Consider the following 6863-nt stretch of genomic DNA (forward strand, 5'->3'; position numbering starts at 1 on the left):
TCTACGATGAACGCAGCCAGCAAAACGCTGACCGCACTGGCATTGGCCGTTTCGGTCAGCCTCGGCGCCCAGGCAGCCACGCATTATGAACAACTGGCCGACCTGCCCTTCGTTGGCGGTTATCCAACCCCGGAAGGCGTGGCCCAACTCAAGAACGAGTTGCTGTTCCAGCGCGCCGTGCAGTCCTACATCTGGGCACTGCCGGCATTGAACATGTACGCCATGAAGGAAGGCTCGGAAAAAACCTTCGGCGCCGGCTACAACGTGTTGCCGATCTGGAAAGACCGGCTCAACGCCAAGACCTTGGTGACTACGCCGAACTCCGACGTGATCTACGCCATGGGCTATCTGGATCTGAAGCAGGACGGCCCGATGGTGATTGAAGTGCCGCCGGGCATGCAGGGCATTCTCGACGACTTCTTCCAGCGGCCGATCTGCTCCGAAGGCCAGATCGAAGGTCGTCAGTGGTGCGGCGATGTCGGCCTGCCCGGCCCGGACCAAGGCAAGGGCGCCAAGTACCTGGTGCTGCCACCGGATTACAAGGGTGACGTGCCTGCGGGCTACCTGACCTACCGTTCACGCACCTATAACGTGTTTGTGTTCTGGCGCGGTTTCTTCAAGGACCCGAAACAGCTGGAAGCACCGGTCAAGCTCATGGAGCAGACGCGCATCTATCCGCTGGGCAAAGAAGCCACGGCTAAGAAGATGGAGTTCCCCAACGCCTCGAAAACCCCGATCAACATGCTCTACCCCACCGATGGCAGCGCGTTTGACATGCTTTCGCGATTTATCGACCATGAATACGTCGACCCGCAGGACATGGAAATGCGCGGCATGCTCGCCGCCTTGGGCATCATAAAGGGCAAGCCGTTCCAGCCGGATACGGCGACCCGCGACCTGCTCGACAAGGCCGCGAAGACCGCGAGCAAAATGGGCCACGCCACTTCCTACACCCCGCAAACCATAGTCGCCAACGGCACCTGGTACCCGGACCGCAAGTGGCTGAACGTCTTCCCGGGCAACGCCACCTTCACTGCCGACACCTTCAACTACATCGACCCACGCACCGGTTTCTTCACCAATGCCTACTCGGCCAGCCCGGGCATGGCGGTGAACATGGAGAACGTCGGCGCCAAGTACCCGGCCACCTTCGTCGACGCCAAGGGCGAGTTCCTGTCGGGCAGTAACGCCTACACACTGAACCTGCCCAAGGGCATTCCGGCGGCGTTGTTCTGGTCGGTAACCGTGTACGACTCGATCACCGCCTCGGGCGTGGACAACGGCCAGCCGTTCCCGTCGTTGAACGCCATGGACAAGCCACTGGTGAATGCCGACGGTTCGATTGACGTGCACTTTGGGCCGGATTCACCGGGTGAAGGCAAGAACTGGATTCGCACCCTGCCGGGCAAAGGCTTCTTCGTGATCCTGCGCCTTTATGGCCCGACCAAGGCGTTTTTCGACAAGGCCTGGAAACCCGGCGATTTGCACAAGCAGTAACCCATAGTCCCGTGAACAAATGAGCGCCCCAGTGGCGCTCATTTCGTTTTGGCGGCATGGCAAACACAGGGTATATCGGCCCCCGGCATCCGCTCCCGAAGCAAACCTCAGGTCGACGACAGACAGGCACCCTTTTCCGGTACCAGACGAATATCGACACGACGGTTGGCTTCCCGCCCCGCCTCGGTGTCATCAAGGACAGCACACCGATTCAATATTCTCGACCCGATCTACGCGACCATGACCACCTCACTAACTCCCCGTAAGGACAATGTCATGGCCATTGCAAAGGCAGTACCCGGCAAAACCCTGCTGACCCCGACCGACCACACCCTGATCATGATCGACCACCAGTCGCAGATGTCCTTCGCGACCAAGTCGATCGATGCTGTGACCCTGCGCAACAACGCCGCACTGGTGGCCAAGGCAGCCCGTGGCTTCAAGGTCTCGACCATTCTCACCACCGTCGCCGAGAAGAGTTTTTCCGGGCCGATCTTCGACGAAATCAAAGCCGTGTTCCCGGAACACAACGTCATCGACCGCACCAGCATGAACACCTGGGAAGACGAGCGCATCGCCGTGGAGGTCAACGCCATCGGCAAGCAGAAGATTGTCCTTGCCGGTCTGTGGACGTCGGTTTGCATCGTAGGCCCGGCGTTGTCGGCGGTTGATCAGGGTTTCGAGGTGTATGTGATTGCCGACGCCTGCGGCGACGTCAGCACCGAGGCCCATGAAATGGCCATGCAGCGCATGATCCAGATCGGCGCCCGGCCGATGACTTCGTTGCAATACCTGCTGGAACTGCAACGTGACTGGGCCCGCAGCGAGACCTACGACGAAACGGTGAAAACCTCGATTGCCAACGGTGGTGCCTACGGTCTGGGCCTGATCTACGCCAAGACAATGTTTGGTGCGTCCGAAGGCCATTAAGGTCCGTTGAAAAAACCAGCGACTGCGCAGTCCCGACGCAGTCGCTGCCCCTGCGGTGACCCATTGATGATCCATTCCCCGCAAGATTTCAGGGCGGCCCTTGCCCTGTGCCTCTACCTGTTGGCCACCCACGCACTGGCCGATGAATCGTCTCAAGACGTGGAAGGCTTCCTGAACGGTGCGACGCTTGGCGTACTCAGCCGCAACTTTTATCTGAACAGTGACTATCGGTCCCCCTCGCCGACCGGCAAGAGCTACAAAGCCGAATGGGCTCAAGGCTTTATCGGCGCTTTTGAATCCGGCTTCACGCCGGGTGCCGTAGGCTTCGGCCTCGATGCCCATGCCTTTCTTGGATTGAAACTCGATGGCGGCAAGGGCCACTCCGGGACCGGATTGCTGCCGGTGGACAGTGAAGGTCGTAGCCAAAGCAACTACTCCAGCGGTGGCGGCGCGATCAAGCTCAAGGCTTCGAACACCACCCTGGCGTTTGGTGAAATGGAGGTCGAAAGCCCGGTATTCGACACCGCGGACAAACGCTTGCAACCGGAGTACGCCACCGGTTTTCTGCTCGACAGCCGCGAAATCGCCGGCATGAACCTGCAAGCCGGCCACTTCACGGCATTCAAGAATCAGGACAGTGCTTCAGGCAAGGGCAACTTTTTCGGCTATGGCGCCAACACCGAGGCCGGCGGCATTTCGTTTGTCGGCGCCGATCTGTTCACCCAAAGCCCGGTTGGCGGCGCCCTGTATGCCTCGGATCTGACCGACACCTGGCACCAGTACTACGGCAACCTGCACTTCAAGCAGTCCGAAGTGTTCCTCGACGCCAACCTCTATCACACCCGGGACACTGGCCAGGCGCTGGCCGGTGCCATTGATAACACGGCGTACAGCCTGTCCGGCAGATACACGATCGGCGCCCATGGGTTCACCTTGGCGTACCAGAAAGTCGATGGTGATACGCCGTTCGATTTCGTCGGTGGCGACTCCATCTACCTCGCCAACTCGATCAAGTACGCCGACTTCAACGGCGCCCACGAACGCTCCTGGCAAGCCCGCTACGACCTGGACCTGGCTACGTTCGGGATACCCGGCCTGAAGTTCATGACCCGTTACGTTACCGGCGACCAGATCGACGGCACCCATGCACCACAAGGCGGAGCCTACAACCCGTTCGACCCGGCGACCGGCACCTTCACGCCGCAACAAGGTGATGGGGGCAAGCACTGGGAGCGGGACATTGATTTGAAGTACATCGTCCAAACGGGTGCCGCGAAGGACCTGTCGGTGCAGGTGTCGCACGTTTCGCACCGGGCCAATGAGGCGCAGGCGGGTGATGATATAGACCGGGTATATGTAGTGATTCAGTACCCGCTGGGGTTCTGAGGAAAGCATTCGGCAATGATTCGGGCTTGCCGCAAAGCCGCAAATTCTGTTCGGATTGGATGGATCGCAATAGCGGCCCGCTTGCTCGATACCGCACCAATAGTATGATAGGTTGCACGCAGTCGACCATCTCCGTGGAGGCCCAATCATGGGAACCGTACGAAAAACCATCACTGTGACTGACCAGCAAGACAACTGGATCAAAGCCCAGATAGAAGCGGGCCATTACACCAACGACAGCGAATACATTCGCGATCTGATCCGTCGTGAACAGGAGCGCAGCGCTGAACTCGAAACGATCCGTGCCGCCCTTCGGGAAGGTGAATCAAGTGGAAAACCTCGCCCATTCGATCCAGTTGCATTCAAACAGCGAATGTTGACCGCGCATGGCTGAATATCGTCTAACGCCTGCCGCAGAGGGTGACCTTGAGGCAATCTGGAGTTATACCGCTCGCCAGTGGGGCCTGGATCAGGCCAATCGCTACATTGACATCCTTACCTCAGCATTTGCGCAATTGGCCGAGCGCCCAAAAAAGGCGCCGGCCTGCGACAATATCCGCCCTGGTTATCGGCGCTGCAGTGTGGAGCGGCACATGATCTATTTTCGAATCACCGCGTACGGAATTGCGATCATCAGGGTCCTTCATGATCGGATGGAAGCGCAGCGCAATCTCTGACGATCCATTTCGCAACCCCGTGTAAAAACTGGACGAATGTATTGCTTCGAGCAACTGCCATCGCGAGCAAGCTCGCTCCCACAGAGGGTTGGGTTGAGTCAGAAGGTTTGAGGTTGATTGGCGGAAGGCAGCCGGAGTCGAACCTGCCCGGGAACGGATGCCGTCCCCAACCGGGTTTGAAGCCCGGCCGCGCCACCGGGCGCGATTGCCTTCCTTGAAGTCATGCATCTGAATCAGTGCACTGTGCCAACGCACTGTCCAGGCGAATCTGCCGTCGATCTCCAAAGCGCCGGGTCAGGCCGATGCGGTCGAAGTACTCCAGTATCTGGATACTGCGCTTGCGACCCAGACCCACCGCATCACGAAACGCCGCCACCTGGATCACCGGGTTCGCGTCCGCCAGTTGCAACAGCATAGCCGCCAATCGGCGAATCATGCCGTCGGTGTAAAACAGGTCGTGCACCACTTGATGCATCAAACCCAGACGCGCCATTTTGCGTAGCAATGCGCGGACGGTGGCTTCGTCATGTCCCAGATCACGTACCCAGGGTGGATTGAACTGCGCCGCGTCGAACAGCGGCTGCAATTGTAGCCACAGGCCCTCGTCCTCCTCGCTCAAGCGCACCTGATGCCCGGGCAGATGCAACCACGGGCCGCTGCTGGCGATGTCGCCGCAGGCCAACAACTCGTCGAGCAAGCTGATGAATGTCGGGCGTTCCAGCGTGCTGCCGGTGAATCGGCGCAGGCGATCCCGGTCCGGCCCCATCTGATCCGGTTCGAGTTGATGGAAACGCGCGAGCTGGTCCACTAAAGGTGCTTTCAAGGACTCCCAGCGACTTGCATTGAACAACAATGGGCCTTGACGGGTATTGATCAGGCGCACGTCAGCGGGCAACACCCAACTGTTGCGCGGTCGGTTGAATTGCCGCTCCAGGCGCTGAGGATCGATCCCGGTGTCGCTATGGGCCAGCAATGCCGGCAAAACCTCTTCCAGCCCGGCACAATTCGCCAGCGTGTCCAACTGCGCCAACCGTTCGGGGCTGCGGCGTTGCCGTGCGGGTGCAAACGGATCGAGCACCCGGCCACCACCCAGGGTTCGTTGGGCACTCTGGTCACGCAGGATCAGCGGATCGCCCTTCACCGCATGTACCGGTGTATTGAGCAGCAGTTGCGCAAACATCCGCCCACCGGGTGCCAGGCTGATGCCTTCCAGCAAGGCGACGCGCCCGGTTATGTCCTGGGTGCCGAGGTGCACGTGTACCGGTTGAAAGTGTTCGAATGCCCGGGGTTCGCCGGCAAGCAACTGCATGTCGATATCCATGCGCTGGGTAGGCGCGTACAAGCCCTCGGCCAGCAGCCAGTGGCCGCGATGGATGTGCTCCAGCGCCAGCCGTTCGGCACTCAGGTTCAACGCCACGCGCTGGCCGGCAAAGGCATGGTCGGCGGCCTGGTTTTGCGCGTGCAGGCCACGGATGCGCACCGGTTTGCCTTGTGGCCCCAGCAGCAAGGTATCGCCCACCGCGACCTGACCGGACAGCGCCGTGCCGGTCACCACGATACCGGCCCCGGCCACGCTGAAAGCCCGGTCGATCCCCAGGCGAAAACCACCGTCGGTGCTGCGCTGCTGTACTTCACGCTGGGCTTGCAGCAATTGTTGGCGCAGGGTTTCGATGCCCTCGCCGGTCACGCTCGACAACGCAATCAGCGGTGCATCGGCATAGGGTCCGGGCGCCAGCAAGGTACGGATCTGCTCGCGCACGTCTTGTACCCGGGCGCTGTCGACCCGGTCGCACTTGCTGATCGCCACCAATGCCCGGGGGATGCCCAACAACTGGACAATCGCCAGATGCTCGCGGGTCTGCGGCATCACCCCATCATCGGCGGCCACCACCAGCAACACCAGATCGACGCCCTGCGCCCCGGCCAGCATGTTGTGGGTGAAGCGCTCATGGCCGGGAACGTCGATGAATCCGGTCAACTGTGCACCCGCCTCCAGCGCGGCATACAGGTAGCCCAGGTCGATGGTCATGCCGCGCTCACGCTCTTCGCGGCGCCGGTCACCCGCCTGACCGGTCAACGCCTGGAGCAGCGCCGTCTTGCCATGGTCGATGTGCCCCGCGGTGCCGACAATCACCCTGCCAGGCCCTCCACCTGCAATTGATCGAGTTGCGCCAGCCATGCCGGTTCGTCGTCCAGTTGCCGCAGGTCCAGCCACAGGGCGTCATCGTCGATGCGCCCCAGGACCGCAATCGGCAAGGCGCGAAAGGCTTCTTCCAGCGTCAACAGGGAGCGCCCGCGCAAGCGCTTGGACGTCAACGGGCGCAGACACAGCGCGGCGCTGGCCAGCCGCGCCACCGGCTGGCTGCCGCTGCC

Annotated in this window: 6 protein-coding genes, 1 tRNA gene and 1 pseudogene; 5 read left to right on the plus strand and 3 right to left on the minus strand. The window is 60.8% G+C overall.

Annotated features, from left to right (window positions below):
- The first annotated feature begins 6 nt into the window (after positions 1-6).
- From PMI34_RS26495 to PMI34_RS0126960, 5 genes are all read left to right on the plus strand, one after another.
- Positions 7-1497, plus strand: a complete 1491-nt coding sequence (locus tag PMI34_RS26495) for a DUF1254 domain-containing protein (RefSeq protein WP_008045487.1) — start codon at positions 7-9, stop codon at positions 1495-1497.
- A gap of 276 nt (positions 1498-1773) precedes the next feature.
- Positions 1774-2427: a hydrolase gene (locus PMI34_RS26490; RefSeq protein WP_008045488.1), complete on the plus strand. Its 654-nt coding sequence runs from the start codon at positions 1774-1776 to the stop codon at positions 2425-2427.
- A 66-nt stretch (positions 2428-2493) separates the two neighbouring features.
- Positions 2494-3813: an OprD family porin gene (locus PMI34_RS26485; protein ID WP_008045490.1), complete on the plus strand. Its 1320-nt coding sequence runs from the start codon at positions 2494-2496 to the stop codon at positions 3811-3813.
- A 148-nt stretch (positions 3814-3961) separates the two neighbouring features.
- Complete coding sequence (locus PMI34_RS26480) at positions 3962-4207, plus strand: type II toxin-antitoxin system ParD family antitoxin (RefSeq protein ID WP_008045492.1); 246 nt, start codon at positions 3962-3964, stop codon at positions 4205-4207.
- Entirely contained in the window at positions 4200-4490 is a 291-nt protein-coding gene (locus tag PMI34_RS0126960; RefSeq protein WP_032829304.1) for a type II toxin-antitoxin system RelE/ParE family toxin, read from the plus strand. Before PMI34_RS26480 ends, PMI34_RS0126960 begins: the two co-directional genes overlap by 8 nt.
- A 118-nt stretch (positions 4491-4608) precedes the next feature.
- Here PMI34_RS0126960 and PMI34_RS26475 read toward each other — a convergent pair.
- The 3 genes and pseudogenes from PMI34_RS26475 to PMI34_RS26465 all read right to left on the minus strand — a co-directional run.
- Positions 4609-4704: transfer RNA gene (locus PMI34_RS26475), tRNA-Sec, on the minus strand.
- Positions 4705-4710: 6 nt separating this feature from the next.
- The gene (gene selB / locus PMI34_RS26470; protein WP_008045493.1) at positions 4711-6624 is read right to left on the minus strand and encodes a selenocysteine-specific translation elongation factor; all 1914 of its coding nucleotides are present in this window, start codon (positions 6622-6624) and stop codon (positions 4711-4713) included.
- Positions 6621-6863 (minus strand): annotated as a pseudogene (locus PMI34_RS26465) (L-seryl-tRNA(Sec) selenium transferase); the annotation flags it as partial. The gene selB and the pseudogene PMI34_RS26465, both read right to left, overlap by 4 nt.

Source organism: Pseudomonas sp. GM74 (genome assembly GCF_000282455.1).
Classification (GTDB): Bacteria; Pseudomonadota; Gammaproteobacteria; order Pseudomonadales; family Pseudomonadaceae; genus Aquipseudomonas.